The following is a 26,307-nucleotide window of genomic DNA, read 5'->3' on the forward strand; positions in this document are numbered from 1 at the left end:
TTATCTGTTAATTAATAAGTGTAAAGCATTTTTAAAACATATTAATAAGAGTAAATAAAAAAGTTAAAACCACAAGCCAACTCATTTATCGTCCTGTGCATGTGGTTTTTAATTTTTGTTAAAACTAATTTCTAAAAAAATATATTTTATTTTAAATTATATTATGAATGAAAGTAAGCAATGATTTCCTATATGTTGTCTTTTAAAAAATTGTTAATCATAAAATAGTTACAAATTAATGAATATTGAATGTGAAAATTATGTGAAATAAAACACATTCTCTTGTAAGTAAACGAATGGCGTACAATAATGGAGGTGAAGGAATAACTAGGAGGGGTTTTATGTTAAATCAAGAAGAAATACAGACTATAAGAGAAACGATACCATTATTAAAAGATAAAGGGCAGACAATAACATCAACTTTCTATAAAAGATTATTTGAACAACATCCTGAATTGAAAAATATATTTAATCAGACTAACCAAAAAAGAGGGTTACAATCTTCTGCATTGGCGATGGCAGTGTTAGCAGCGGCAGAAAATATCGAAGACTTATCACCGATTGTTCCCGCAATTATGCCTGTGGTTTACAAACATTGTGCTTTACAAGTAAAAGCTGAGCATTATCCAATCGTTGGTGAAAATTTAATTTGGGCAATTCAACAAGAGACTGGTTTAAAAGAAGACGATCCTATTATCCAAGCTTGGATTAAAGCATATGGAGAAATTGCTGATGCATTTATCGGTTTAGAAAAAGAAGTATACAGTAAAATGGCTTGGGATGGTTTTAAACCATTTACTGTAACAAATATCACTGATGAAACTGAAATAATTAAATCATTCACAGTAACATCTGACGACATTGATTTAAGTCAATTTGTACCTGGACAATATATTACAGTAGACATATCTAGTGAGAAGTTGCCATACAGAGCTAAAAGACATTATTCTATTGTAGATGGTGACAAGGATTTCTTAACATTCGGTGTACGTAGAGACGTTACGGAAGAACATGAAGGTGAAGTATCTACAGTGCTACACGATGAAGTGAACGTTGGAGACACTCTATTGCTATCTGCACCAGTTGGTGGATTTGGATTGGCAAACAAAGATAACAAACAATTATTCTTAGGCTCTGGCGTAGGTGTTACACCTCTCGTTTCAATGTATAAAGAAGCAGTTGATGCTGGTTTAACTTCAACATTCCTTCAATCAACATCCGATGCTCAAAATGTAGCATTTGAAGAAAATTTAGAAGCAATCACAGCACAATCTTCAGTAGCACAATTTGATAAACATTTCCGTGATCAAGACGGATTTATAGACGCTGAACAATTAAAACAATACCTTGATGGTGAAACAGAAGTTTATGTATGTGGTGGTAATTCATTCTTAAAAGCTATGATTCAAGAATTACAAAAATTAGAAGTACCAATGGAGCATATTCATTTTGAAACATTTATCCCAAGATTGAGCTTTTCAGTGTAATTTAACTCGGTTTACACATTTTATATAGATTCAAAAAATATTATAAAATAAACATGGTATTTTATTTATCTGAAGACCTTTCATTTTTATTAAATAAAGCCCTCGACTTAATAGCTTAGTCGGGGGTTTTTTTTATTTTACACTGCGCAAATATTTTTCAAATAAATCAAAAATATAAAGATATAGTGCCAGTTAAGTATACTTTGTAATTAGCAAAACAATTTGAGCATAAATTGTATGTATACAAAGCATTTTTACCTTCTATACACATAAAAATAGACATTCAGTTGTCGTATAACGTTTCGTAAAATAATGAAAATTCTAGGTTTATATAATTGACCTATTAAATCCAAAAGCGTAGTATAAACAAAGTACTTTGTTAAAAGTACTTTTATAAAACTATATATGTGTATTAGAGAGGATAATTAAGATGAAATTTAGTGCTTTTTTAAAAACAAAAGGGGCAGTTGGCGCAATATTCATGGGGATTTTTTATGGATTAGTGATGTTGGCCATCTTTTTACCTGGTTACAAAGCGATGCCAGGTAATATTGATAAATTACCGATTGCGATTGTTAACGACGATAAAGGGGATTACGGTAACCAAATATCAAAACAATTGAACAAAAGTTTACCGTTCGATCATATTAAAAAAGATATTTCTAATGCGAAAGCAAATAATCAGTTGGAACATAATAAATTAAATCTTGTTATTCATATACCTCAAGATTTTTCAAGTGATTTAAAATCTGAAAAAGCTACACCAGGACTAGATTTTAAAGTGAATGACGCTTCTCCAACGATGATTAGTCAATCTATGGATTCAATCGGAAGTGAAATTAATAGTCAGCTTAGTAAACAATTTTCTAACCAAACTACAGAAGGTGTTTTACAACAAGCAAAAATACCTGATGAACAAATGGACGGCTTAATTAAGCAAATAAATGCCTCATATTCTGGTGACATTACTCATATGAATAAAATGCCATCAAGCATGAATTTTAAAATGTTACCTATGTTTTTAACTTTAGCTGGATATGTAGGAGCAATGATTGGAGCGATGCAATTAGTTAGTGCATTTAAAGAAAACAGAAACAAGGCTAGTAAAACTAAATTGTTCATCTATGTTCAACTAACAGCCTTAATCATTGGACTAGCTTCTTCTGTAATTTCGTTAGGTATTGCTTATTTAGTAAATGATTTAGAAGCTGATAAATTCTTAAGTATTTTTGGCCAATTAGTATTGAATTATTGGGTTTCCTTTAACTTTACTGCAATCGTCGTTTTCCTAATAGGTCAGGCAGGTATGATTTTAAATATTCCTATTTTACTCATACAAACAATTGCTAATGGGGCAACAATGAGTCGTGATATGATGCCTACAGTTTATAACTGGATGAGTCATATTTCACCAATGTATTATTCAGTGCAGGGTCATTTTGCAAACATTTTTGGAAGTGTGTCACAAACACCATATATTTTATCTATGGTAACTGTAGGTGTCGCTGCCATGTTGGTTAATATTGTTATCGTAACTTTTGTTTATAAAAAAGAACCCGATGTTGTTTTTGAGCATTACAAAAATACTAACGAAACACTTGCAAACTATTAATATCTTCTTTGATTCTGTTAAAATAAAGGTATTATGAGAAAAGGAGACTTTAATAATGTCTATCCAAATATTTATATTAGGGAAATTAATGGAAAAAAACAGTTATCCTTATTTATTAAAAAAACAGCTATCAGAACCAATACCTTTTGATAAAATGAGCGGACTAACAGAAAGTAAACTTTATTATAATTTTGAAGCATTATCCAAAAAAGGCCTTGTAGAAATAGTGGAGACAATTAAAGAAGAAAATCGTCCGGATAAGCAAGTATTTCAAATTACTGAAAAAGGTAAACAAACTTTGCCTAAATTGATATATAAGTTGTTCGAGAACACTAAAGAAATTAGTGAAATGTATGTTGGTGTTGCTTACCTTAAATTTGTAGATAATCAAAAAGTAATCAATATCTTGGAAAGCAAGATTCAAGATAATAAACAAATGTTAATAGAAGCACAAGAGATAAAGCACAAAATTCAAGTAACGCCTGAAAATGAAGGGCTTTTAAATTTTATGTCGGATCACTTTACCACTAAAACAAGTAATACAATTCATTTTTTAGAAAAACTAATAACACTTATTGAAAATGAAAATGTATGATATTAAAGAAGGAACGAGTAACGTAAGAACGGTTACTTGTTCCTTCTTTGTTGTTGTGAAAAGATGGTGCCTTATAGATATGAATTTGCAATGAAAAAAGGTTTTGATATATTTTAAACAATACTTTTATTTTCTGTAAATGAGTAGTACAATATAATCAAATAATTAAAATTTTGGAGGGATACCCAAGTCTGGCTTAAGGGAAATTAATAGTTAATATTAATTAGAAGCATCTTGCTTGCGTTGGTTCGAATCCTTCTCCCTCCGTTGAAAATCATTTAGCCAAGCCTTCCTAGTGCTTGGTTTTTTTAATGATATATAAATATTGTTCAATGCATTATAAATTAAGAGAAAGTAGGTTTACAATGTATTTCACTCACTTGAAAGTTGATGAATTTGAAAATTTTACTCATAATCATGCCTCACATTACACACAAAGTGCCAACCATTTTCATTACAGAAACCAACATAAAAACGATGTGCATATTGTAGGTGTTAAAGATAACGAAGATAATGTTATAGCAGCATGCCTTTTAACTGAAGCACGTTCCTTTAAATTTTTTAAATATTTTTATACGCATCGAGGACCCGTTTTGGATTTTTCGGATTATCAGTTAGTAAGGTTTTTCTACAAAAATTTAACTAAATATTTAAAAAAGCATCGTGGTTTATATGTTTTAACAGATCCATACACGTTAGAAAATATAAGAAATACTCAAGGTGAAATATTAGAAAGTTATAACAATAAACCACTTATTAAGACTATGGAAGATATCGGTTATAAACATCAAGGGTATACAGTAGGGTATTCTCAAATAAGTCAAATTCGTTGGTTATCTGTTCTGGATTTGAAGAACAAAACTGAAGATGACCTACTTAAAGAAATGGATTATCAAACACGTAGAAATATTAAGAAAACATACGAGATGGATGTACAAATACGTACACTCCCTATTGAGGAGACTAGTAGATTTTTTAAATTATTTAAAATGGCTGAAGAAAAACATGGTTTTAAGTTTAGAGATCAGCATTACTTTAAAGAAATGCAAAATATTTATCATGATAATAGCATGTTAAAATTAGCATATATCGATTTGTCAACATTGTTAGTCAAACAAAATAAACAATTAGAAAAATTAAATGAAGACTTAGAAAATATTAAAGCGCGCTTAGAAAATAATCCTAACTCGAAAAAAAATAAAAATAAGTATGAGCAGGGTTTACAACAAATAAAAGCACAACAAAGAAAAGTAACTGAAACAGAAGCATTAATCAAAACAGATGGAACTATATTGGATTTAGCAGCTGCACTTTATATTTACAACGATCATGAAGTTTATTATCTTTCAAGCGGCTCCAACCCTAGATACAATACATATATGGGTGCCTATAGATTGCAATGGGAAATGATAAAATTTGCGAAAGCGCACAATATCCATCGTTATAATTTTTACGGTATAACAGGAGATTTCAGTGAAAATGCTGAAGATGCTGGTGTACAAAAATTCAAAGCAGGCTTCAACGCGCATATAGAAGAGTATGTTGGAGATTTTATTAAACCAATAAGACCTTTACTTTATAAAATATATGCATTAATAAAATAGGATTGATTTACTTAACGCTTTAGTTTTATTAACTGATACGAAGGACAACCACCCACTTTAACATTGCATATTATTATATTTTAATTAACCATTGATTTGAATTTCTAAAAATTGAAATGAGCAAGCCACCTTTTTATAAAAGGTGGCTTTTAAAATACAGTCAAAAATGAAAAATCTAAAAAATTTCAGAAAAATGTGAAAAGATGTTAGAAAAGGCGAAAATTCAATATAACAAGGTTGTTATAAAAATGAATTAACTTAGAAATTAAAAGTGCCTAAAATACTATGACTATGCACTTTCTATACAAATTTAATAAAAAATGTAACTAATGCGCGCGTTCAAATATACACTTGACATAAAAATTTACAATGAGTAAAGTGTAAATCATAATTATTTTCAAATAATTCTAAATTTATAATAAATCTAATTATAATGTATTCATGTACGTTATGAGGGGGCGAATAGATTAATGTTTGAACCAAAAGTTACTTATGAACATTTTAATGCAAATGTCTTTGAGTCAATAGATATTGATGATGAAACAAAAGGTGCACGCGAAATCGTCTCATGGGCTTACCAAACCTATGGAGATTCGGTTATTTATGCCTGTAGTTTTGGTGCGGAAGGCATGATTTTAATAGATTTGATTTATAGTGTTAAGAAGGATGCACAAATTGTATTTTTAGATACAGGCCTTCACTTTCAAGAAACATATGATTTAATTGATCGTGTTCAAAAACGCTACCCAGAACTACGTATTAAACTTAAAAAACCGGAATTAACTTTGGAAGAGCAATCATCACAATATAACCCCGCACTTTGGAAAAACAATCCAAACCAATGTTGTTATATTAGAAAAATCAAACCATTGGAAGATGTCTTGTCTGGTGCTACTGCTTGGATTTCTGGGTTACGTAGAGCGCAATCGCCAAGCCGTCAAAATACGCAGTTTATAAATAAAGACGAACGTTTCCAATCAGTTAAAATTTGTCCATTGATACATTGGACATGGGATGATGTATGGCAATATATTAAAAAATATAAATTGCATTATAATGAATTACATGATTTTAACTATCCAAGTATAGGATGTATACCGTGTACGACAGCTGTTGAAGGATCAGGAGATTCAAGAGCGGGAAGATGGACCAATTCAAACAAAACAGAATGCGGTCTTCATACCACAGACCATACATCTTTATAATAATAAATTTTTTTGACATTAAATCCTAGTATTCCCATCGGATAGATATATCTAAAGGGTGATTAAACAAAATAATCTTAGGTGATGGTTAAAAATTTTTCTGAAGAGAGTATGGCGTCAATTGTTGAGTAAGTTTAAATAAAATGATTGTTAAATAAAAAATTAAAATGAGGTGAAATGGTTGTGAACTTATCCGTAATAAATAGTCCATTTGATGAAAATCAAGCCACACAACTAAACCAAATTATTCAAAATCTTACGATTGAGCAGCAAGTTTGGTTAAGCGGTTATTTAACTGCAAATTTACAAAGTGTTACTACAAAACAAGAAACACCATCGGAAGTAGCTCAGTTTGTATTAAATAAAGAAAACACTTCAAATAGTGAGAGACATATCACTGTATTGTATGGTTCAGAAACTGGTAATGCACAAGGTTTGGCTGAAAAGTTAGCTGATCGCCTTGTCGAACTCAATTTCAATGTGAAATTGAGTGCAATGGGTGATTATAAAACAAAAGATCTAAAAAAAGTAGAAGATTTATTTATTATTTCTTCTACTCATGGTGAAGGAAATCCGCCCGATAATGCCATTAGCTTTCACGAATTTTTACATGGTAGAAAAGCACCTAAGTTAGAAGGTGTACGTTTTTCAGTTTTATCACTCGGGGACGCATCATATGAATTCTTCTGTCAAACAGGTAAGGATTTTGATGCACGTCTAGAAGATTTAGGAGCTTCCCGCTTAGTAGATAGACGAGATTGTGACTTGGATTTTGATGATATGGCTGAATCTTGGATGGATCAAATTATTGAACAGTTAAGCGAAGCCTCATTGAGTGAAGAAAAGGTGACAACAACGAACGCGGTACAATTGACAAATGAAAAACGATATTCAAAAACACAACCTTATGAAGCTGAAATATTAGAAAATATTAACTTGAATGGTAGAGGCTCTAATAAAGAAGTTAGACATATTGAATTACAATTTGAAGATTATGGTGAAGACTATGAGCCAGGTGATTGCTTGGTTGTGATTCCAGAAAATGATGAAAAACTAGTAGAAGTCTTACTGGATAAATTAGATTGGGATGCTCAAACAGAAATACCAATCAACGACAAAGGCGATGTGCTTTCATTAAAGGATGCACTACAACATCATTTTGAAATTACTAAATTAACTAAACCACTACTACAAAAAACAGCTGAGTTGTTTGGAAATGAAGCGTTGGCAGAAAACGTCTTAGATCAAGCGTGGGTTAAATCTTATGTTTATGGTCGAGATTTAATTGATTTAATTCAAGACTTTAAACCAGAAAACCCGGCGCCTGAGGTGCTATATCAATTTTTAAGAAAATTACCACCTAGAGAATATTCTATAGCGAGCAGTTATGAAGCAAATCCTGATGAAGTTCATATCACTGTAGGCGCTGTAAGATATCAAGCACACCAACGTGAGCGCCAAGGTGTTTGTTCAGTTCAATTAGCTGAACGCATGGAACCTGGAACATCTATATCTGTATATCTAAAGAAAAACCCGAATTTTAAATTTCCATTCGATGAAGCTACACCCGTCATTATGATTGGCCCTGGAACAGGTGTCGCACCTTTTAGATCTTATTTACAAGCACGTGAAGAGTTAGATTTATCAGGCCAAACATGGTTGTTCTTTGGAGAACAGCATTTTACAACAGACTTTTTATATCAAACAGAATGGCAAGATTGGCTTAAAGAAGGTGTGCTGAGTAAGTTGGACTTAGCATTTTCAAGAGATACGGATGAAAAAGTTTATGTTCAACATAAGATTGTGGAACAAAGTGAAACTTTTTATGAGTGGTTAAAAAACGGTGCATCTTTATATGTATGTGGCGATGAACAAAATATGGCTAAAGATGTACATAAAGCGATACATCAGGTCTTAGTTAAAGAAGGTAATATGTCAGAGGAAGAAGCTGAGACTTATTTGACACAAATGAAAAAAGACAAACGATATCAAAGAGACGTTTATTAGAAAAGGAGCTGATCACGTGACAGAGTCAAATTTAAATTTTTCTCAAAAACTTGATGAGATGGAACGTATCAAAGCTGATAGTAACTACCTTCGTGGCACAATTATTGAAGGGTTAGCAGATAGAATTACAGGTGCTATTTCAGAAGAAGATACTAAATTATTAAAGTTTCATGGGAGTTATATGCAAGATGACAGAGATCTTCGCGATGAACGCCGTAGACAGAAGTTAGAGCCTGCATACAGTTTCATGATAAGAGTGCGTGCTCCGGGCGGTGCTTCGACTCCAGAACAATGGATTGCGATGGATGATATCGCGAATCAATATGCAAATCAAACGATTAAATTAACGACGAGACAAGCGTTTCAATTCCATGGGATTTTAAAAAGAAATTTAAAACAAACGATGTTTGATATAAACCAATCTTTATTAGACACGCTTGCAGCATGTGGAGATGTTAATCGTAATGTGATGTGTAACCCTAACCCTTATCAATCTGATGTGCATGCGGAAATTAATCAGATTGCGAGTGATATTAGCCGTCACCTTTCACCTAAAACACAGGCTTACCATGAAATTTGGTTAGACGGAGAGAAAGTGTTAGATACGAGTGATCAAGAACCAGAACCAATGTATGGCAAAACCTATTTGCCACGTAAATTTAAAATTGGTATTGCAGTCCCACCCTCTAATGATATCGACGTATTTTCACAAGATATCGGGTTAATTTCAATCATTGAAGACGGTGAATTAGTTGGATTTAATCTCACAGTTGGTGGCGGCATGGGTATGAAACATGGAAATACTGCGACGTACCCACAAGTTGGACGATTGATTGGCTATTTCCCAAAATCACAGGTCATTGATGTTTGTGAAAAAATCCTTACGATTCAGAGAGATTATGGAAATCGTGAAGATAGAACGAATGCACGTTTTAAATATACTGTGGATCGCAAAGGGGTAGCATGTATCACGGATGAACTGAATCGTCGTTTAGGTTGGGAATTAGAGTCCAAGCGTGCATTTCACTTTGAAGATAATGGTGATCGATATGGTTGGACTGAAGGCAGTGGTAAGCATCATTTCACTTTATTTATTCAAAATGGACGTGTTAAAGATACGGAAGAATATAAATTGAAAACAGCGTTAAGAGCGATTGCTGAAGTACATACTGGAGATTTTAGACTTTCACCTAACCAAAATTTAGTAATTGCGAATGTTGAAACAGAGAAAAAGCCAGAAATTGAAGCACTCATAAAGCAATATGGTTTAACAGATGGTGAACATTATACTGGGTTGCGGAAAAATTCCATGGCTTGTGTCGCTTTTCCTACTTGTGGTTTAGCAATGGCAGAATCTGAACGGTATTTACCTTCATTAATTACCAAAATAGAAAGCTTGTTAGATGAAGCGGGCTTAAATGAAGAAGAAATAACTATTAGAATGACGGGATGCCCTAACGGTTGTGCGCGTCCGGCATTAGCTGAAATTGCATTTATTGGTAAAGCACCAGGTAAGTATAATATGTACCTAGGTGGCGGTTTCGCTGGTGATCGTTTAAATAAATTGTATAAAGAAAATATTGATGAAGCAGAAATATTAGAAAGTTTGAGACCCATTTTATTGCAATATGCACAAGAAAGAACAGATGGTGAGCGCTTTGGTAATTTTGTAGTCAGAGCAGGGATTGTTGAAGCAGTCACAGACGGTCAATTATTCCATAGTTAATCAATTAAAAAGGTGGTGTTAGGATGGGAAAAGTTTTTTTAGTAGGCGCAGGACCTGGTGATCCTGATTTAATTACAGTTAAAGGTAAAAAATCGATTGAAACAGCTGACATTATTTTATACGACCGTTTAGTTAATCCTGAGTTGTTGGAGTACGCATCTATAACTGCGCAGTTAATATATTGTGGTAAAAATCCTAACCATAAATCTGTTTCGCAAGTAGATACTAACCAACTACTCGTTGATTTGGCTCAAGAAGGTCACACGATTACACGTTTGAAAGGTGGAGATCCTTTCGTTTATGGCAGAGGCGGCGAGGAAGCAGAAGTATTAGCCGCCAATAATATTTCATTTGAAATCGTACCAGGTATAACTGCAGGTATTGCAGCACCTGCATACGCAGGTATCCCTGTAACACATCGAGATTACAGCTCTTCTGTTGCATTTGTTACGGGTGTTATCAACAAGGAAATTGACAAGGATGAATACTGGAGACATCTAGCTTTAGGGCCGGAAACGTTATGTATCTATATGGGCGTTAAAAAGCTGCCAGAAATTGTTGAGTTGCTAACTAAAAATGGGCGTAATAAAAATACGCCAGTAGCGCTTGTACATATGGGTACTTCTAAATTACAAAAAACCGTTGTTGGCACATTAGAAACCATTGTCCACGGTGCAAAAGATGTTGAAAACCCAGCGATGATTATTGTGGGTGAAGTCGTGAAATTGCGTAACCGCATTAGTTGGTTTGAGGAAACATATAAAAATGAATTATTAACACAACTCACATAACAGTGGCTGGAGGGATAATTATATGCAAGGCGTCTTATATGTTAGTCATGGTAGCCGTGTAGCAGAAGCAGTTGAAGAAGCAACGTCATTGATTGAGCGTGTTCAAGCAAAAGTTAATATTCCTTTACAAGAAACATGTTTTTTAGAACTTGCAGACCCAGATATATCTGAAGGTTTTAGGAAATTAGTGCATCAAGGTGCAACTGAAATTTCCGTAATCCCTGTATTACTGCTTAGCGCAGGTCATTACTACAAAGATATACCTGTAGAGATTGAACGTATTAAAACTCAATTTCCCAACATAAAAATCAATTACGGTAAGCCTTTGGGTGTACAAAAACGATTAACTGAAATTCTTAAACAACGTTTAGAAGAGCGTGAAATCACGCCTAATGCTGACGCTAAATTATTAGTTATTGGTAGAGGTAGTTATAATCCACAAACGAAGCAAGATTTTTCGATAATAAAGTCACAATTATCAGAAATGTTTCCTTCTAAAAGCATAGAAGTGTGTTATTTGGCAGCTTGTGAACCGCTATTTGAAGATGCGTTGGACCGTTTAGTAAACGCAGGTCATTCGCAAATATTTATTTTACCGTATATCTGGTTTACAGGTATTTTAGACCAACATATCGCTGATGTTGTGAGTGCATACCAATTAAAAAGTGACATTATTTTAGCAGCTCATCTAAGCCATCACGAGCAATTACAAATTGCATTAAAAGAACGTGTTGAAGAGACGTTTGATACAGTTTAGTCATTTTTATCAAAGTTGAAAGTACTTATCTGAGGAGTGACATCATGTCTTACATCCCTTTAGTGGTTGATATTTCACAAAAACAAATCGTTGTTATAGGTGGCGGAAAAATAGCTGAAAGACGTGTCAATGTTTTAAAAACATATACAAAACAAATTCAAATTATTAGCCCCACGCTAACAAATAGCTTAGAACATCTTGTTGATAAACAAGTCATTCAATGGCGGAATAAAACATTTGAAAGTAGTGATGTGCAAGACGCGGATTTAATTATTGCTGCGACGAACGATACAGACGTAAATCAATCCATATTACAAGCCAAGCCAGACAAGGCATTAATTAATATGGCGGGTCAAGCGTTAGCTGGCGATGTATTCATTCCAAGTATATTACGACGTGGAAAGTTAATGATTAGTGTTTCAACACAAGGCGCCAGTCCTAAACTGACAAGCCAAATTTTAGCTGAGTTACAACAACATTTTAATAGTGCATATGGTGATTATGTTGATTTCCTATATGAATGTAGGCAACAAGTTAAACGTAGCTCACTTTCACCTGAGGAAAAAGAACGGTTTTTGAAGCAAATCTTAAATGAAAAATATTTAAAAATAAGTAAGCAAAATGAAGTTAGAAAGTGGTTATCAGCGCTGGAATAAATTGAAAGGAAAGGGGGACATCATATGTATAAATTATTTGTTTTTGCACTGGCTGGTTTTCTCGCTCAGTTAATTGATGGTTCATTAGGCATGGGGTTTGGCGCATCGTCTTCTTCGATATTATTGACATTTGGTGTGGCGCCAGCAATCGTATCAGCTACAATTCATTTTTCAGAAATTGCTACTACAGCTGCGTCAGGAACGTCGCACTGGAAATTTGAAAACGTACATAAACCTACGATGATCAAATTAGCGATTCCTGGAGCGATAACAGCATTTATTGGTGCTGCTATATTGAGTCATATACACAGTGATTTTATTAAACCATTTATCGCTATTTTCTTGTTATCAATGGGACTCTATATTTTATACCAATTTTTATTTACCAAAGAAAAACCATTATCGAAAGCGAATGAAAAGACATCTCGACTTGTGTTAATACCACAAGGTGCAGTGGCAGGATTTTTAGATTCAATTGGCGGTGGAGGCTGGGGACCAGTCAATACGCCATTGATACTTGCTCAAAAGAAATTAGAACCTAGGTATGCGATTGGTACGGTATCCGCAAGTGAGTTTTTCGTAACGGTGTCTGCGTCTCTAAGCTTTATTATTTTTCTTGGCTGGAGCCAAATTAATTGGTGGCTTGTCGTATCATTAAGTGTCGGTGGTATGATTGCAGCACCATTTGCAGCGTGGTTAGTTAGACTGTTACCGATGAATATTTTAGCTGTTTGTGTGAGTGGATTGATTATTTTCACAAATACAAATTCACTGATTAGTGTTGTTGAAATCAATCATGCTTTATCAATCACAATAAAAATTGCATTGATTGTGATTTGGTTCGGATTAATTCTGTATGCTTTATACCAAAATAATAAATTACCGTTTGCTACTTTTAAAGATGAAACAAATGTAAATAAATTAGATTAATTCATTAAGGAGTGTGACGACATGTCATTAATAAACGAAAAAGAACAATCTACCATCCAACCTCATGGTGGTTCACTTATCAATAGAGAGGTCCACGGTGCAGCGCGAGAACAATTGCTTAAAGAAGCTGAAACACTCGCATCTATCACATTAAATCCTTGGAGTTTATCAGATTTGGAATTAATTGCAATCGGTGGTTTTAGTCCATTGACAGGATTTATGAAAGAAGCTGATTATTCTAAAGTTGTAGAAGACATACACTTAGAAAATGGTTTGGTTTGGAGTATCCCAATCACATTACCTGTGACAACAGAACAATCTCAAAATTTGAATATTGGCTCTCGTGTTGCCTTGTATGGTGAAGATGGTGTTTTATATGGTGTGATTGACTTAGAAGAAAAGTATACGTATGACAAACAAAAAGAAGCGCAACTTGTATACGGAACTACGGATGTTGATCATCCTGGTGTCAAAAAGGTCTATGAAAAAGGAGATGTGTATCTCGCAGGCCCAATTTATTTATTAAACAGACCTAAACACGACGAATTTGTGGATTATCATCTAGACCCTAAAGAAACAAGACAACTCTTTACAGACTTAGGATGGCAAACTGTGGTAGGTTTTCAAACTAGAAACCCAGTACATCGCGCACATGAATATATTCAAAAAGCAGCCTTAGAAGCAGTGGATGGCTTGTTGTTGAATCCTTTAGTAGGTGAAACAAAATCTGATGACATTCCAGCATCAGTGCGTATGGAAAGTTACAAAGTTATATTAGAAAATTATTACCCGGAAAATAAAACGCGTTTAGTTATTTACCCTGCTGCAATGAGATATGCAGGACCTAGAGAAGCGATATTACATGCTACAGTACGTAAAAACTATGGATGTACACACTTTATTGTTGGACGTGATCATGCAGGCGTAGGTGATTATTACGGCACCTATGAAGCGCAAGAACTGATTTCTAAATACGAAGCAGAATTAGGTATACAAATATTAAAATTCGAACACGCCTTTTATTGTAAAACGTGTGAAAATATGGCTACAGCAAAAACGTGCCCACATGATGCTTCAGAACATTTGCATTTAAGTGGTACGAAAGTTCGTGAAAAATTGAAAAAGGGAGAATCGCTACCGAAAGAATTTTCGAGACCAGAAGTAGCTCAAGTCCTTATAAATGGATTGAAAGAACAGAAATAAAGGAGTGTAGATGTAGTAATGGGAGAATCTAAAAATATAACATGGCATGCTTCAGAGGTTACCAAGGATGAAAGATTACAGCGTAATCAACATAAGAGTGCAGTTATTTGGTTTACAGGACTTTCTGGCTCAGGAAAATCAACGATATCTGTAGAACTTGAAAAAGCATTGTTTAATCACCAAATCCATACATATCGTTTAGATGGAGATAATGTTAGACATGGATTGAATCGAAATCTAGGATTTTCACCTGAAGATCGTAAAGAAAATATAAGACGTATAGGTGAAGTTAGTAAATTGATGGTAGATGCAGGTTTGATAACAGTCACAGCTTTCATCTCTCCTTATAAATCAGATAGAGAAGCAGTACGCCATTTATTAGATACAGATGATTTTATAGAAGTTTATACGCAATGTAGTCTATCAGAATGTGAAAATAGAGACCCGAAAGGTTTATATAAAAAAGTAAGAAGTGGTGAAATCGCAGAATTTACTGGCGTAAATGCGCCATATGAAGCCCCTACACAACCAGAGATTACATTAGATACAGAAACACTTTCTGTGGAAGCATCAGTATCCAAAATTATGGATTATTTACAAAAACATCAGTATATCGATGACATTTAAGTTTAATAATAAAAAATTGAAGGGGCAATCGAATGGAGATATTAAATATCATTGCCATAATATTATTTATTATATTTATTTTAGTAGTATCGTGCGGATTGTTACTTGTGCGTTTAGGTCAAAGTAGAAAACATTTTTTTGTAGAATTGAAAGTGATGGTCACAATTATGGTAATATGTTTTATTGGCATAGGTGTATCACTAATAATACTAGGTTATTATCATCAATTATAAATTATATATGCATTGATAAACAGGGCTACGAAATCAAATGACAAGTTTGATTTCACCCTGTTTTTATATTTAAATAAGTGTATTTCTATTTAACAATCGTTATTATATATTGTTTTGTAGATAAGCAAACAGTATCAATGATACTTATATGTTTTATAGTAAAGTGAAAATTAAAGTGTTATATTAAGTAAATCAAATTTATCTGATTGGCGTTTTAAACGTAATGAATACAATATAAAGGTAGGGACATTTATCAAAATGGATCAAAGTATAAAGGATATTCCTAAAATAGAATTACATTGTCATTTAGATGGTTCAGTCAGTAAACATTTAATTCGACAATTGGCACAAGAACAACGCATACCTTTAAACGAGGATTGTCTTACGGTGCATGAAGATTGTGAAAGTTTAGAAGCGTATTTGAAGTGTTTTGATGAAGTATTAAAAGTATTACAAACCGCAGATAGCCTAAAGCGTGCAATTGTAGATGTTGCGCAACAAGCTTATGAGGATAATGTTAAATATATAGAGATTCGCTTTGCACCGTTGCTACATATGGAACAAGGTATGACGCTTTTAGATGTATTAAAAGCTGTAGAAGCGGGGGTTAATATCATACAAGACACATTGCATATGAAAGTGAATTTACTCATTTGCGCAATGAGGCAGCATGCATCGTCTGTGAATAAACAATTATTTGATGATGTGTCTATATATAATAGCGAAAAAATATGTGGTATAGATTTTGCGGGGCCTGAAGTAGGATTTCCTCCATATGAAATTCAAGATACTATTCAATACGGATTAGAAAAAGGTATGAATTTAACACTCCATGCAGGTGAGTGTGGTTGTATACATAACGTTTTAGAAACGATCAAAATAGGGGCTAAGCGTATTGGTCATGGTGTTGCTGCTAACTTAGATGAAGCTGTATTAAAGGAAGTTAAAGCGAAGGATGTATTGTTAGAAATATGTCCTAAAAGTAATTTGCAAACCAAAGCTATAGAGACATTGTCACAAATAAACATCCCTTACTTATTAAAAAACGATATACCTTTTATTATCAATACAGATAATCGTATGGTGACACAAACTTCATTAAATGAAGAATATACGTTGTTATTAAAACATCAGTTAATAAATATAAACCAGATTAAATACATTAATAAGCGTGCAGTTCAATATGCCTTTTTAACCGAAGAAGAAAAAAGTCAAGTGCTTCAATCAATGTCATAACGCGTATACACTTTACACAATATGAAGCGTTAATCATTAACATTTTATAATACTAAAAATATACACTACTGTTTATTTTTAGTATTCAAGCGCAACAGATTTGATAGTTTGAATAAAATGAGTCATAGCAGGGCTTAAATGATAATTTTTATTCCAAATAAAATCCGTTGAGATATTACTATAGTTATCAGGCAATTGATAACTATACAATGACCCGTTTTCTAAGTCATTTTGTACGGATGATTTTGGAACTAAACTGATACCGATACCAGATTTAACACTACCAATAATTGTTTCCATCGTACCAAATTCTACAAGTAATGGCTTTTTAATATTTTCGGATTTTAACCAGGCTTCAAGATTTCTTCTATAATTACATCCATTTTTAAACACCAAAAATACAGCGGATGTTATATCTTCTAATTGCGTCATTTCTGTACTGGATATTAACACAAGTTTTTCTTTAAATAACTCTACTTTATTTATATTATGATGATGTTTGAAGCCTGTGACAAATCCACAATCCAAGTTTTGATTGACTATTTTTTTAGAAATATTGGCAGTAACATCAGTATGTAATGATAGAGAAATTTGTGGCGATTTTTTCCGAAACATTGATAATAGCATAGGTAATTTAGTAATCGTTTCGACAATCCCGATATCAATTTTACCGTTAGATGATGCTTGTTTGTCAAAATCACGTTCTATTTCATTTAATGTAGCTAAAATTTTTTCAACATACGTTTGGAATTTTTCACCATCTGTCGTCAAGGTCGTACCTTTATTATGACGTAAAAAAAGTTGTGTGTTGAGTTCTTGCTCTAACTGTTTTATGCGAAATGTAACATGTGATTGCACATAATTAAGTGATTTAGCAGCCTTACTAATACTTTGATGTTGACTAACACTTTGAAAAATTTTAAAATCTTTGATTTCCATAATATCACCCGACTTTTCGTTTGAGGCTATTATACATGAAACCATTTCTTTTATGCTGAAAAAAAGCACTGCCGTCGCTATGACGGCAGTCTTATTATGTTGCATATTTTTTAATTAAAGTTTTGAAGAAGTCTATAGATCGTTCAAATGCTTCTATTTCTACATATTCGTTGGGTTGATGTGCTAATGTTTCTATTCCAGGTCCATAAATTAATGTAGGAATGTTGCTATTAGGGTTTAGCACAGAGCCATCGGTGTAATAAGCCATTCCAGTAATATTATTTTCTTTAGAAGTATCTAAGGCTTTTTGAATAATTTCAGTGTCCTCATCAGTTAGAATCGTAGCGCGATCAAGCAATACTTTTGTGCTTACTTTTGGAGCGTTCCTATCAGAAAATATCTGTTTTAAACGTTGATTAAATTGCTTATACAGCTTGTCATGAATATTCGGTGTAACTGTTCGTATATCAACATTTAATACACATTCATCAGGTATCACGTTCGTTTGAATACCACCATTGACCATATTTGCAGAGATACTACTTTTACCTAATGCTGCAGTTTCTTCTGACCATTCTTCTTTTAAATCATTTATCAATTGAATGACTTTGTTTATGCCTTCAACTGCATTAATACCTTGTTCTGGCATCGCGCCGTGTGCAGTTTTTCCAGTCAAAGTGACTTCTATCCATAATGCGCCCTTATGTCCAATTGCAACTTTCTCAGTTGTGGGTTCAGCTATAATGATAGCAGCGACATTATCCATATTTGTGTTTTTGACGTAATGTTCCGCACCTATTGAATCTACTTCCTCTCCTGCAGTGGCTAAAAATTCGATATCTTTCTTTAATTCACAGTTTTCCTCAATTAAAGATTCTAATGCGAGATATAAAGCGGCTAAGCCACTTTTCATATCTGTTGTTCCTCTTCCATATAATTTTCCATGATCAATATCACCTTTAAATGGGTCATAATCCCATTTTTGTGCACCTATCTTTACAGTGTCGGTATGGCCGGATAATATGAGTTTGCTAGCGTTTGGCTGCTTGGATTTTAAAGTTACTGAAAAATTGCTTCTATTATCACTTAAATTTGTAATGTTAAAAGGAATGTTTCGAGACGCACACCGTTGTTTAAAAAGTTTTACAACGTTATTTTCATTAGCAGGTGGGTTGGTGCTATCAACATTGATGAGAGATTGTAAGAATTCTAAATTTGATTGTGTCATGTTCAACCCCCCCTAGCTTTATTAAAAACTTTGTCTTTATTTTCAGGTTGTAAACTTGGACGTGTTATTTTAAACAGTGATATATCCTGTTTGGATTTACCTTTAGTGGTTAATTCATATAATATTTCTCCGACTGCACTTGAAAATTTATAGCCATGTCCTGAAAAACCAGCAGCAACGACAATATGTTGATGTTCGGGATGTTTGTCTATCACAAAGTGCTCGTCTAATGTATTTGTAAACATACACGTTTTACCAACATTAATATTTCCGTTCGCTTGTTGCATGTATTGGTTCAAAAAACCACTAATATCGTTTTCGTCTTTTTCATAAGACCCAAATGATTTATTGTAATAAGTTGGGTTGATAGGGTCTCCATTATCGTAACGTCCAATTTTTAAACCAGTGCCATCAATAGAAGGGAATCCATAATATACACCACTTGGGACGTCGGCAAAAAAGCCCGGAAACCCATCTGACTTATACAAAATATCGTTGGAATCAAACCACGCAATCGTTTGTCTAGAAGGTTGGAGTTGAAGTTTTAAATCTAAATCATCTAAAATTTTTTTATTCCAAGCACCACCAGTGATAATTAATTTATTTGCGGTGAATGTTTCGGAATTGGTTTGAACTTCGACTGAGTCATTAAAAATATCAATATTCATGACTGGCGCATTGGTTTTTAATTCAGCACCATGATTTAAAGCAAGTCGTTTAAATGCGCGGATACAGTTTTGAGAAAATAGCACTCCGGCCTCAGGTTCATAACAACCAATTTGGTCATCAGGTATTGTAATACCTGGCCAAGTGTCGTTAATTTGTTTAGCTGATAAAGTTTCAGTATTTAGATTATATTGTTGAGTGCCATTGATTGCGGTTTGTACAAACAATGAATCGCTTGGGCCAAAAGTAATGACACCAGTATTTAAAAATATCCGTTCATTTGTTTGTTTTTGAAGTTCATTCCAAAGTTCTTGTGCTCTCAAAGCAATAGGTACATACGCTAAACCTTCTCCACAAGCATGCCTTATTAATCTTGTGTCACCACTATGACTACCATTTTCATGTGGTGGGTCAAAAGCATCTATCATTAAAGTATCCCATCCACTTTTTGCCAAATAGTATCCAGCTGACATACCCATAGAACCGGCACCGACAACGATGACATCGTAATGTTTTCTCATTTCCATCTCTCCTTAGTTGAAACAAATTTAATATTTGCCAAGTATTTATTTCAAGTCTAATAGCAACTAGTCTTAGTGTAAAATTACAAAATGAGATGGTTGATATCTCTAAAAGTGATATCGATATACGTATGTATTTTGCCTAACTGTACTTTTTTTATTAATTTAAGACAGTTAGGAACTTAACTATACGAATTGAGAAAAATTTAACATTTAAATTATTAATTAGCATACAATGTAATTACACAAACAAGTAAAGGGGTGTATTGACATGATGATTGCAGATATTATCGGTGGTATCATTAAATTAATCAAAACTTTAGTTGACACTTTCGCGTAATTTTCAAATAACTAATTAAATCAATTTAAAGGAGTGCTTACATTATGTCAGGTATCGTAGAAGCAATTTCAAATGCAGTAAAATCAGGTTTAGATCACGACTGGGTAAATATGGGAACTAGCATTGCAGATGTAGTAGCTAAAGGTGCAGACTTCATCGCTGGATTCTTTGGTTAATAAACATGTTTTTAAATAAACATATACTTAATCAAAAAAGCTACTGTTTCACACGTAAAGTGTTAGAAAACAGTAGTTTTTTTGTTGTTAAGTTATTTAAAAAAGTAACTTTTGTTTTTGAATAACTATACAAATAATATACATTATATTTTGTATAATCATACATTTCAGAGAGATTAGGTTAACTGCCCAGATGCTAAAAATAGACTGGCATCTTTGTTCATAAATATATTTTTGCCTTGATAAAAAGTATGGCTATTTATATTTGAAAGTCCTATTTTACGTAATGCTTTGTGGATATCTTTTTGTTCGAATCCATTATATATATTCGGGTGATTAACATTTTCATTTTTATCGAAGTCTACTATGATTAGTATGCCATTACGATTTAATTGAGTAGCTAATTGTTGCAGTAACGCCATGTAATTTCCGCTATGAAGTAGTACAAGTGAGAGTAATATCACGTCATATGATTGGTGAAGTTTTGTTTTGTTTGGATCTAGTAAATCGCCTTCAATGGCTTTAATGTTTGTTTTATTTAATGATTTAATTTTGGCATTACATATTTCAGCCATTTTAGGTGATGCATCTAAAATAGTAATGTGATTGAAATGATGTGCGATATCGAATGCGACAAGCCCAGTGCCACCACCGTAATCTAATAACGAATCATACGTAGTTTTTTTAAACAGTAAATTTAATTCGGAAGAGATTGTTTTAGCTAACTTAATTCTTTCGTCATTATCATAATTTTGTGCTATTTGATTAAATTGAGATTGATTCAAGCTCATCATCCTTTAGAATAGATTTTCTTTTTGTATTTTTAGAGTTATTATAGATTTGTAAAGTCTTTAATTGATTTTAGCATAGTAGGCAAATTTTTTTCAATTAAATGACGTCAAGTTGTCTTGTAATATTTAAAATTATAGATAATCAATGGTTATTTTAAAAAAGTATATTTGTTCAATTTATGTATGGATAAAATATTTAAATAAAATTACATAATATACTAATAGTATATTAAATTAGGTAAGCCTAAAGTCTGATTGAGTATGGCTGTTATATTTGGTTTACTAGGTGGTGGACGTTTATAACGAGGTGCAGAGATGAAGAAAAATATGAGAGTAATTAGGCGGCGGTTAAAAGGTCTAGATTACGGGATGCTAATTAGTTTTATTATATTAGGTGTTTTAGGTGTCATCATGATATATAGTGCGAGTATGGTATCAGCATCTAAGGGTGCATTAACTGGTGGCGTTCCAATTGAAAGTAATTATTTTATGAAAAAACAATTTATCTTTTTGATTGTGGGTATTTTAGTGATTATATTTATTGCATTATGCATAAATATAAACTTTTTAAAAACACGCATGTACAAAAATTGATGGTTATCAGTTAACGAGCGCGTTAACCTCGATTGGTAATGGTGGCCTGACTGGTAAAGGTTTAGGAAATGGTCTAGCAAAGTTAGGTTATTTACCAGAACCGCACACTGATTTTATATTTACCGTTATTTCAGAAGAATTGGGGCTACTAGGTGTGCTATTTACGCTCATAATTTATGGTTATATCTTAATAAAAGGACTTATTTATGCGAATAAAACGAACAATCAATTTTATAAATTGATTTGTGTTGGTGTAGTCAGTTACATATTTATGCAAGTTTTCATTAATTTAGCTGGTGTATCTAGTATTGTTCCATTAACTGGTGTGACTTTGCCCTTGTTGAGTTATGGTGGTTCTTCTATGTTGAGTATCAGTATAGCTTTTGGCGCACTTTTAGCAGTGGCTAGAAGAATTAACAACGACAGAAAGGAAACTTTAAAATGACCCGTATTTTAAAAATTACACTACCAGTTATTTTGCTTATTGCTATTTTGATTGGTATTGCAATAGGTATAGCAAAACCTATAGCAAAACCTATAGATCAAGGGATCTATAACATGTTACATACATATTTAAATATAGATGTTATAAAACAATATCTATATTTTGTTTCAACTATTTTTGACCCTAAAATTTGTTTGATTTTAACATTATGTGTTTTGGCTGTTTTGTTTTTCTATCATAAATTTAAGTTTTTGTGGTATGGCTTTTGGTGCTTTTCAGTATTTTTAATAGGTACTTTTATGAAATATGTCATTCAACGGTCGAGACCATCCGAACATTTTGACGGATATAGTTTTCCCAGCATGCATGTTTTAAGTGTATGTATATTAGTGAGCCTAATTTTATTAATAAAAAGGAATAAAACATTATATTGTATAGCCATTATTTTAGTGGCTTCAATTATAGTATCCCGTATTTATGTGGGCGCGCATTATTTTACTGATACTATGGGAAGTTTATTAGTGATTTCAGTTATGATTCAATCACTTAATTACAATAATCATGCAAGCGAAAAACTAGATAAAATCGAATGATTTGTTAAGCTAAATGCTAATCTATAAATTATTTATTGATTCATACATGGAATGATGAAGGGAGTCATTTGATTGAATTATGAAAAATATTTAAACAGGACAGTCGAACTTGCTGAGGAAGCATTAAATTATGGGAATGAACCTTTTGGCTCACTTTTAGTGGATATTGAGGGTAATGTTTTATTTGAAGATTATAATAGAATCAGTAGTGGTGATGCGACTGAACACCCAGAAATTGCTATCGCAAAATGGGCAGCGACCCATCTTACTCCTGACGAAAGAAAGCATACTATTGTTTTTACTTCCGGAGAACATTGTCCAATGTGCGCAACTGCACACGCACTCGTTGGTTTAGATAAAATTGTATATGCGAGTTCCTCAAAACAATTGAGTCAATGGTTGGAAGCCATCAATGTTGCGCCTGCCCCTTTTAAAAATTTACCTATTGAAAGTGTAATTAGAGATGCTCATGTTGAAGGACCTTTTGAAGCAGTGTCATCTAAAATTAAAAAATTGCAAATTCGTTATCATCAACAATAAGTGGAAGTATGAAACCCCTCCAGTAGCCAAACTGCTGAGGGGTTTTATGTTTTTTAGCATTTTTTGTCTTTAAATGCTTATAAATTGAAAAGCTTTGATGGTTGTGATAAAAGCATTTGTCATGTTTAAGAATATACAGAATGGGAAAATTATGCATAATATCGTAATAACATAACTAAGGTGTTTTTGATAAGGGGGACAATTAGATGAGTACGTTAATTTTTCTTTTAATTCTAGCTGTAATCATTATTATTTATTTACTAGTGAAACAAAGTTTTGCTAAAGATTTTAAAGCTCAAAAGCATAAACGTTATAGAGAGAAGCGAGTGATAGATTTTATTCAGAGCGCATATAAAATTGACAACATTGAAGCAATTCACCGTAAACATAATCATTTAGAGCTCATTTATAATCGTAAGACGATAGATGTAAAAAGTGAACAGGTTATTTTTGTCGACGAAGCAGATCAGGAAGATGTTGAAACTAACTTTAGCTTAGCTGAAGACGATGAAAGAGAAGACTTATTTGATAAAATTTTAGAAAATACGTATTTTTATATGACAAAGGAACGCTTCGATCATTTAATGATTCAGTCTAAAGCGTAATGGTTAATGTGTATCCATGAAAAATGATGACGGATATTTTAAGAGGAGGACTTTCTTATGAAACCAGTAGTTAAAGCTTATAAGAATGATAGTGAGTTAGAAGTGGATGTTACTGCATTACAAGATAAAGGTATAGGTAATCAGGACATTTACGTATTATCCTTAGATAAATCTCGAACAGAAAAAATTGTAGAAGATACGAATATTTTAGGTATAGATATTAAAAAAGAAAATGATTCTGAGAGAGAAGCTTTGAAAAGAAAGTTGATTGATTTAGGTGTAGATGAAAGTGAAATCGCTACTTTTAAAAGTGATATGGATGACGGCAAAGTTTATTTAATCGTCACTGATGTAAGAGTTAGAGGGTTATTGTAAAATATTTAGATGAACTATATCGCTTCAGGATTTTAAGTAAACAAAATGCCTATGTAGTTCATGTTTTGAATGCTCTGAACATTGAGTTGAATGAAGATAAAGTTGATATAAATGCTTTGAACAATGATGCGCTTAAGCGTAAACAAAAAACGTCAATTTCTATATTATATAGAAATTGACGTTTTTTTAATCAACAATATTGATGTTCTAGACATTGTATTGTTATTTATACGTGTTTATAAGGTGCGACGTTTTGGTTTACTGTCGTCTGAAAGTCTAAATGATAATAGTAATCCAATTGCTGAGATAACTGTAGCAATGATAAACGTTACGTTAACACCATGAATTATACCAGTAATACCGTCTTGAGGTATTGCTGAAACTGACATTATAGTAATAAAGACTGCAGTACCAATAGCACCTGCCATTTGTCTAAATGTATTGTTCATGGCAGTACCATGTGCGATTAAATCATTTGGCAGTTGGTTAATTGCTAATGTCGTCATAGGCATCATAACCATGGCGATTGAAACCATTCTCAATGCATTAGAAGTAGCGAGATACGTAAATGTTGTATGCTCTGTTAACATTGTAAATGGTAATGTCGAAACGACTAGTACGAATAAGCCAATTCGAGCGAGCCATTTACCACCGAATTTATCGAATAAATAACCAGTTATTGGGTTCATCATACCCATAATAATTGCACCTGGTAATAAGACTAAACCAGATTTTAAGGCTGAGTATTGTAGCATGTTTTGCATATAAAGTGGCAAGATAATATTTGTTGCAATAAGTACACCAAATACAAACATACTTAGTACCGTACCTAACGTATAAATACCGTAACTAAATACTCTAAACTCAAGCATAGGTTCTTTTAAGTTTAATTGACGACGGATAAATATAACGAGTGAAACGATACCAACAACAAGCGGTGCAATAAATTGTACGCTAGTCCAACCTGCTTCACCAACAGAACTGAAACTATATAGTAAGCCACCAAATCCTAATGTAGATAAGATAACTGAAGCAATATCTAATTTTGGATGTGTTGTTTCTGTAACGTTCTTCAATAGGAATATAGAAGCAATAATGATAATAATCGCGATAGGGAATACAACATAGAAGACACTTCTCCATGATAGGTGTTCGACTAATATACCTGATAAAGTAGGTCCGATAGCTGGAGCAAATGCGATAACAAGTCCAAACAGACCCATTGCAGTACCGCGTTTTTCTTTAGGGAAAGTTAAAAATAGTATTGTTTGCATTAACGGCATCATTATACCTGCGCCTGCTGCTTGTAAGACACGTCCGATTAATAGCATTGAAAAATCAATACCGACTGCACAAAGCAACGTACCTACTGCAAAAATACTCATTGCAGTTAAGAATAACTGCCTCGATGTAAAGCGTTCAATTAAAAATGCAGTTACAGGAATCATAATCCCGTTTACTAACATAAATATAGATTGTAACCATTGTACTGTACTTTCTGACACTTGGAGATCTTTCATTATTGGTGGTAATGCTGTTCCAAGTAAAGTTTGGTTTAAAATAGTTATAAAAGCCCCTGATAATAGAACGATAAACAGAGGTATTCTCTTTTCAACATGGAAATTTCCAGTTTCTGTCAATGTACTCACTTCTTTCTTAACAAATTACACATCTAAATATTATAGCACTTGAAACGTTGTAAATCTAAAAGTTGAACTTATTTTTTAAAATTTATCTGTGAGAAGTTTGGAATATTGTCATGAAAGGGATTTCTTATGTTGGGTATATAGCAATTTAGTTTTGTTATGCATCAAAAAGTTGTATG

Annotated in this window: 25 protein-coding genes, 1 tRNA gene and 1 pseudogene; 22 read left to right on the forward strand and 5 right to left on the reverse strand. The window is 32.9% G+C overall.

The features are described from left to right. Positions 1-341 precede the first annotated feature (341 nt). The 16 genes from KA824_RS01235 (at position 342) to add (ending at position 16,669) form a co-directional block, all read left to right on the forward strand. Positions 342-1,487, forward strand: a complete 1,146-nt coding sequence (locus KA824_RS01235; RefSeq protein ID WP_107385853.1) for a globin domain-containing protein — start codon at positions 342-344, stop codon at positions 1,485-1,487. Positions 1,488-1,917: 430 nt separating this feature from the next. After that, complete coding sequence (locus KA824_RS01240) at positions 1,918-3,099, forward strand: YhgE/Pip domain-containing protein (RefSeq protein ID WP_226956046.1); 1,182 nt, start codon at positions 1,918-1,920, stop codon at positions 3,097-3,099. Positions 3,100-3,154: 55 nt separating this feature from the next. Continuing rightward, the gene (locus tag KA824_RS01245) at positions 3,155-3,694 is read left to right on the forward strand and encodes a PadR family transcriptional regulator (RefSeq protein WP_107385854.1); all 540 of its coding nucleotides are present in this window, start codon (positions 3,155-3,157) and stop codon (positions 3,692-3,694) included. 175 nt (positions 3,695-3,869) lie between these two features. Then, positions 3,870-3,961: transfer RNA gene (locus tag KA824_RS01250), tRNA-OTHER, on the forward strand. A gap of 98 nt (positions 3,962-4,059) precedes the next feature. After that, positions 4,060-5,298, forward strand: coding sequence for an aminoacyltransferase (locus tag KA824_RS01255; protein WP_107523674.1), 1,239 nt, complete (start codon positions 4,060-4,062; stop codon positions 5,296-5,298). A gap of 470 nt (positions 5,299-5,768) precedes the next feature. Continuing rightward, entirely contained in the window at positions 5,769-6,503 is a 735-nt protein-coding gene (locus tag KA824_RS01260; protein ID WP_107384180.1) for a phosphoadenylyl-sulfate reductase, read from the forward strand. Between the two features lie 183 nt (positions 6,504-6,686). Next, the gene (locus tag KA824_RS01265; protein ID WP_181187420.1) at positions 6,687-8,510 is read left to right on the forward strand and encodes an assimilatory sulfite reductase (NADPH) flavoprotein subunit; all 1,824 of its coding nucleotides are present in this window, start codon (positions 6,687-6,689) and stop codon (positions 8,508-8,510) included. Positions 8,511-8,526: 16 nt separating this feature from the next. Further along, positions 8,527-10,236 carry an NADPH-dependent assimilatory sulfite reductase hemoprotein subunit gene (locus KA824_RS01270; protein WP_181187410.1) on the forward strand — a complete coding sequence of 570 codons (1,710 nt, stop codon included), beginning with the start codon at positions 8,527-8,529 and terminating at the stop codon, positions 10,234-10,236. Between the two features lie 23 nt (positions 10,237-10,259). After that, a complete protein-coding gene (gene cobA / locus KA824_RS01275) occupies positions 10,260-11,027 on the forward strand; it encodes a uroporphyrinogen-III C-methyltransferase (protein ID WP_107384182.1) in 768 nt (255 codons plus the stop codon). Between the two features lie 22 nt (positions 11,028-11,049). Continuing rightward, the gene (locus KA824_RS01280; protein WP_107384183.1) at positions 11,050-11,784 is read left to right on the forward strand and encodes a sirohydrochlorin chelatase; all 735 of its coding nucleotides are present in this window, start codon (positions 11,050-11,052) and stop codon (positions 11,782-11,784) included. A gap of 44 nt (positions 11,785-11,828) precedes the next feature. Beyond that, positions 11,829-12,440, forward strand: a complete 612-nt coding sequence (locus KA824_RS01285) for an NAD(P)-binding protein (protein ID WP_107384184.1) — start codon at positions 11,829-11,831, stop codon at positions 12,438-12,440. A gap of 24 nt (positions 12,441-12,464) precedes the next feature. Beyond that, the gene (locus tag KA824_RS01290; protein ID WP_019469811.1) at positions 12,465-13,370 is read left to right on the forward strand and encodes a sulfite exporter TauE/SafE family protein; all 906 of its coding nucleotides are present in this window, start codon (positions 12,465-12,467) and stop codon (positions 13,368-13,370) included. 21 nt (positions 13,371-13,391) lie between these two features. Further along, positions 13,392-14,573, forward strand: a complete 1,182-nt coding sequence (gene sat / locus KA824_RS01295; protein ID WP_107504678.1) for a sulfate adenylyltransferase — start codon at positions 13,392-13,394, stop codon at positions 14,571-14,573. An 18-nt stretch (positions 14,574-14,591) separates the two neighbouring features. Beyond that, positions 14,592-15,200, forward strand: a complete 609-nt coding sequence (gene cysC, locus KA824_RS01300) for an adenylyl-sulfate kinase (RefSeq protein WP_107384186.1) — start codon at positions 14,592-14,594, stop codon at positions 15,198-15,200. 32 nt (positions 15,201-15,232) lie between these two features. Next, entirely contained in the window at positions 15,233-15,433 is a 201-nt protein-coding gene (locus KA824_RS01305) for a hypothetical protein (protein ID WP_107384187.1), read from the forward strand. Between the two features lie 258 nt (positions 15,434-15,691). Beyond that, positions 15,692-16,669, forward strand: coding sequence for an adenosine deaminase (add, locus tag KA824_RS01310; protein WP_107384188.1), 978 nt, complete (start codon positions 15,692-15,694; stop codon positions 16,667-16,669). Between the two features lie 78 nt (positions 16,670-16,747). On the opposite strand, the gene KA824_RS01315 is transcribed toward add, so the two are convergent. The 3 genes from KA824_RS01315 to solA form a co-directional block, all read right to left on the reverse strand. Then, on the reverse strand, positions 16,748-17,608 hold the full coding sequence (locus tag KA824_RS01315) for a LysR family transcriptional regulator (RefSeq protein WP_107385859.1): 861 nt from the start codon (positions 17,606-17,608) through the stop codon (positions 16,748-16,750). A gap of 94 nt (positions 17,609-17,702) precedes the next feature. After that, positions 17,703-18,836, reverse strand: coding sequence for a M20 family metallopeptidase (locus tag KA824_RS01320; RefSeq protein ID WP_107384190.1), 1,134 nt, complete (start codon positions 18,834-18,836; stop codon positions 17,703-17,705). A 2-nt stretch (positions 18,837-18,838) separates the two neighbouring features. After that, positions 18,839-20,023: an N-methyl-L-tryptophan oxidase gene (solA, locus tag KA824_RS01325; protein ID WP_181187409.1), complete on the reverse strand. Its 1,185-nt coding sequence runs from the start codon at positions 20,021-20,023 to the stop codon at positions 18,839-18,841. A gap of 384 nt (positions 20,024-20,407) precedes the next feature. Here solA and KA824_RS01330 point away from each other — a divergent pair, with 384 nt between their 5' ends. After that, on the forward strand, positions 20,408-20,539 hold the full coding sequence (locus tag KA824_RS01330) for a beta-class phenol-soluble modulin (protein ID WP_046207113.1): 132 nt from the start codon (positions 20,408-20,410) through the stop codon (positions 20,537-20,539). Positions 20,540-20,715: 176 nt separating this feature from the next. Here the strand turns inward: KA824_RS01330 and KA824_RS01335 are convergent, their stop codons facing one another. Beyond that, the gene (locus KA824_RS01335; RefSeq protein WP_107384192.1) at positions 20,716-21,324 is read right to left on the reverse strand and encodes a class I SAM-dependent methyltransferase; all 609 of its coding nucleotides are present in this window, start codon (positions 21,322-21,324) and stop codon (positions 20,716-20,718) included. Between the two features lie 321 nt (positions 21,325-21,645). On the opposite strand from KA824_RS01335, the pseudogene KA824_RS01340 reads away from it, so the two are divergent. From KA824_RS01340 to KA824_RS01360, 5 genes and pseudogenes are all read left to right on the forward strand, one after another. Beyond that, positions 21,646-22,369 (forward strand): annotated as a pseudogene (locus KA824_RS01340) (FtsW/RodA/SpoVE family cell cycle protein). Continuing rightward, entirely contained in the window at positions 22,366-22,962 is a 597-nt protein-coding gene (locus KA824_RS01345) for a phosphatase PAP2 family protein (protein ID WP_181187408.1), read from the forward strand. The pseudogene KA824_RS01340 and the gene KA824_RS01345 overlap by 4 nt, the downstream one beginning before the upstream one ends. Before the next feature lie 72 nt (positions 22,963-23,034). Next, entirely contained in the window at positions 23,035-23,502 is a 468-nt protein-coding gene (locus KA824_RS01350; protein WP_107385863.1) for a nucleoside deaminase, read from the forward strand. A 206-nt stretch (positions 23,503-23,708) separates the two neighbouring features. Then, a complete protein-coding gene (locus KA824_RS01355) occupies positions 23,709-24,107 on the forward strand; it encodes a hypothetical protein (RefSeq protein ID WP_107384195.1) in 399 nt (132 codons plus the stop codon). A 57-nt stretch (positions 24,108-24,164) separates the two neighbouring features. Further along, complete coding sequence (locus KA824_RS01360) at positions 24,165-24,482, forward strand: YflT domain-containing protein (RefSeq protein ID WP_107384196.1); 318 nt, start codon at positions 24,165-24,167, stop codon at positions 24,480-24,482. Positions 24,483-24,718: 236 nt separating this feature from the next. Here KA824_RS01360 and KA824_RS01365 read toward each other — a convergent pair whose 3' ends face one another. Beyond that, positions 24,719-26,122 carry an MDR family MFS transporter gene (locus KA824_RS01365; RefSeq protein WP_107384197.1) on the reverse strand — a complete coding sequence of 468 codons (1,404 nt, stop codon included), beginning with the start codon at positions 26,120-26,122 and terminating at the stop codon, positions 24,719-24,721. Positions 26,123-26,307 lie beyond the last annotated feature (185 nt).

It is taken from the genome of Staphylococcus sp. GDY8P198P, assembly GCF_017891615.1.
Lineage (GTDB): Bacteria > Bacillota > Bacilli > Staphylococcales > Staphylococcaceae > Staphylococcus > Staphylococcus cohnii.